General features: G+C 55.4%; 2 rRNA genes. Both read right to left on the reverse strand.

The features are described from left to right. Positions 1 to 2: 2 nt before the first annotated feature. Positions 3 to 119: ribosomal RNA gene (rrf, locus tag QM588_RS25525) — 5S ribosomal RNA — on the reverse strand. Between the two features lie 160 nt (positions 120 to 279). After that, a 23S ribosomal RNA gene (locus QM588_RS25530) occupies positions 280 to 3,433 on the reverse strand. Positions 3,434 to 3,478: the final 45 nt, after the last annotated feature.

The following is a 3,478-nucleotide window of genomic DNA, read 5'->3' on the forward strand; positions in this document are numbered from 1 at the left end:
GTGTTCGGCGGTGTCCTACTCTCCCACACCCTGTCGAGTGCAGTACCATCGGCGCTGGAGGGCTTAGCTTCCGGGTTCGGAATGGGACCGGGCGTTTCCCCTCCGCTATGGCCGCCGTAACGCTGCGAAACAGTGTCACGAGCGGTCGCAGTCGGAGAACACATCCCCCACATTATTGTCGGGGTCGGTGTTTCGTTCTTGGACCTGTATTCGATTGTGCTTGCTGAACAACTACTCGTGTGTTGTTTCAGATATTGCACAGTGGACGCGTAGCTTCTTTGTGGTAAGTCCTCGGCCTATTAGTACCAGTCACCTGCATACATTGCTGTACTTCCAGTTCTGGCCTATCAACCCGGTGGTCTGCCGGGGGCCTTACCCCCTCGAGGGGGTGAGAAACCTCATCTTGGAACAGGCTTCCCGCTTAGATGCTTTCAGCGGTTATCCCTTCCGAACGTAGCCAACCAGCGGTGCTCCTGGTGGAACAACTGGCACACCAGAGGTTCGTCCGTCCCGGTCCTCTCGTACTAGGGACAGCCTTCCTCAAGTTTCTTACGCGCGCGGCGGATAGAGACCGAACTGTCTCACGACGTTCTAAACCCAGCTCGCGTGCCGCTTTAATGGGCGAACAGCCCAACCCTTGGGACCTACTCCAGCCCCAGGATGCGACGAGCCGACATCGAGGTGCCAAACCATCCCGTCGATATGGACTCTTGGGGAAGATCAGCCTGTTATCCCCGGGGTACCTTTTATCCGTTGAGCGACACCGCTTCCACTTGCCGGTGCCGGATCACTAGTCCCGACTTTCGTCCCTGCTCGACTTGTCAGTCTCACAGTCAAGCTCCCTTGTGCACTTGCACTCGACACCTGATTGCCAACCAGGCTGAGGGAACCTTTGGGCGCCTCCGTTACATTTTAGGAGGCAACCGCCCCAGTTAAACTACCCACCAGGCACTGTCCCTGAACCAGATCATGGTCCGAGGTTGAGGTATCCAATACGATCAGAGTGGTATTTCAACAACGACTCCACAGTAACTGGCGTCACCGCTTCACAGTCTCCCACCTATCCTACACAAACCGAACCGAACACCAATACCAAGCTGTAGTGAAGGTCCCGGGGTCTTTTCGTCCTGCCGCGCGTAACGAGCATCTTTACTCGTAATGCAATTTCGCCGAGTCTATGGTTGAGACAGCTGAGAAGTCGTTACGCCATTCGTGCAGGTCGGAACTTACCCGACAAGGAATTTCGCTACCTTAGGATGGTTATAGTTACCACCGCCGTTTACTGGGGCTTAAATTCTCAGCTTCGCCATCACTGGCTAACCGGTCCTCTTAACCTTCCAGCACCGGGCAGGCGTCAGTCCGTATACATCGTCTTACGACTTCGCACGGACCTGTGTTTTTAGTAAACAGTCGCTTCTCACTGGTCTCTGCGGCCCACACCAGCTCACACTGCAAGAGTGATCACCGGCAGGGGCCCCCCTTCTCCCGAAGTTACGGGGGCATTTTGCCGAGTTCCTTAACCATAGTTATCTCGATCGCCTTAGTATTCTCTACCTGACCACCTGTGTCGGTTTGGGGTACGGGCCGTGTAACAACTCACTAGAGGCTTTTCTCGGCAGCATAGGATCACTGAATTCGCCTCAATCGGCTACGCATCACCTCTCAGGCTATGTGAACGGCGGATTTGCCTACCGTTCGCCCTACAGGCTTACACCAGTACAACCACTGACTGGCCCAGCTACCTTCCTGCGTCACCCCATCGCTTGGCTACTACCAGATCAGGTCCCACGCATCCACCACACGCCGGCCACCCGAAGGCGGCAAGTCATATGGATTCAGGGTGGTTAGTGTCACTGATTCACCATGGGCGCGGTTACACGGGTACGGGAATATCAACCCGTTGTCCATCGGCTACGCCTGTCGGCCTCGTCTTAGGTCCCGACTCACCCTGGGCGGATTAACCTGGCCCAGGAACCCTTGGTCATTCGGCGGACGAGTTTCTCACTCGTCTTTCGCTACTCATGCCTGCATTCTCACTCGCGCAGCCTCCACACCTGGATCACTCCGATGCTTCCATGGCTGCACGACGCTCCCCTACCCACCCACACACCTGGCTGAACCCTCGCAAGAGAACAGCGGGCTATTGTGTGAGTGCCGCAGCTTCGGTGGTGTACTTGAGCCCCGCTACATTGTCGGCGCAGGATCACTTGACCAGTGAGCTATTACGCACTCTTTCAAGGGTGGCTGCTTCTAAGCCAACCTCCTGGTTGTCTTCGCGACCCCACATCCTTTTCCACTTAGTACACGCTTAGGGACCTTAGCTGGCGATCTGGGCTGTTTCCCTCTCGACTACGAACCTTATCGCCCGCAGTCTCACTGCCACGCTCTCACTCACCGGCATTCGGAGTTTGGCTGATTTCGGTAAGCTTGTAGGCCCCCTAGACCATCCAGTAGCTCTACCTCCGGTGAGAAACACGTGACGCTGCACCTAAATGCATTTCGGGGAGAACCAGCTATCACGGAGTTTGATTGGCCTTTCACCCCTACCCACAACTCATCCCCTCAGTTTTCAACCTAAGTGGGTTCGGTCCTCCACGACGTCTTACCGTCGCTTCAACCTGGCCATGGGTAGATCACTCCGCTTCGGGTCTAGAACACGCCACTACACACCTCACGGTGATACGCCCTATTCGGACTCGCTTTCGCTACGGCTACCCCACACGGGTTAACCTCGCGACATGCCACTAACTCGCAGGCTCATTCTTCAAAAGGCACGCCATCACCAGCCATGACAAGTCATGCACCGGCTTTGACGGATTGTAAGCGCACGGTTTCAGGTACTATTTCACTCCCCTCCCGGGGTACTTTTCACCTTTCCCTCACGGTACTAGTCCGCTATCGGTCACCAGGGAGTATTCAGGCTTATCGGGTGGTCCCGACAGATTCACAGCAGATTTCACGGGCCCGCTGCTACTTGGGTATCCACAACGACAGTTGCAATGTTTTCGTCTACGGGACTCTCACCCTCTACGACAGGCCGTTCCAGACCACTTCGACTAACACCACAATTTCTCACTGTCGGCCGATCCGGCAGAATCGACAATGCAAACCCCACAACCCTCCATACGCAACCCCTGCCGGGTATCACACGCACAAAGTTTGGCCTCATCCGCTTTCGCTCGCCACTACTCACGGAATCACTATTGTTTTCTCTTCCTGTGGGTACTGAGATGTTTCACTTCCCCACGTTCCCTCCACACACCCTATATATTCAGATGCGGGTAACACGACATCACTCGTGCTGGGTTTCCCCATTCGGACACCCTCGGATCACAGCTCGGTTGACAGCTCCCCGAGGCTTATCGCAGCCTCCTACGTCCTTCATCGGCTCCTGGTGCCAAGGCATCCACCGTACGCTCTTCATTACTTACAACAAAGATGCTCGCGTCCACTGTGCAATTCTCAAACAACACACACA

Source organism: Rhodococcus sp. IEGM 1354 (assembly GCF_030056855.1).
Classification (GTDB): Bacteria; Actinomycetota; Actinomycetes; order Mycobacteriales; family Mycobacteriaceae; genus Rhodococcoides.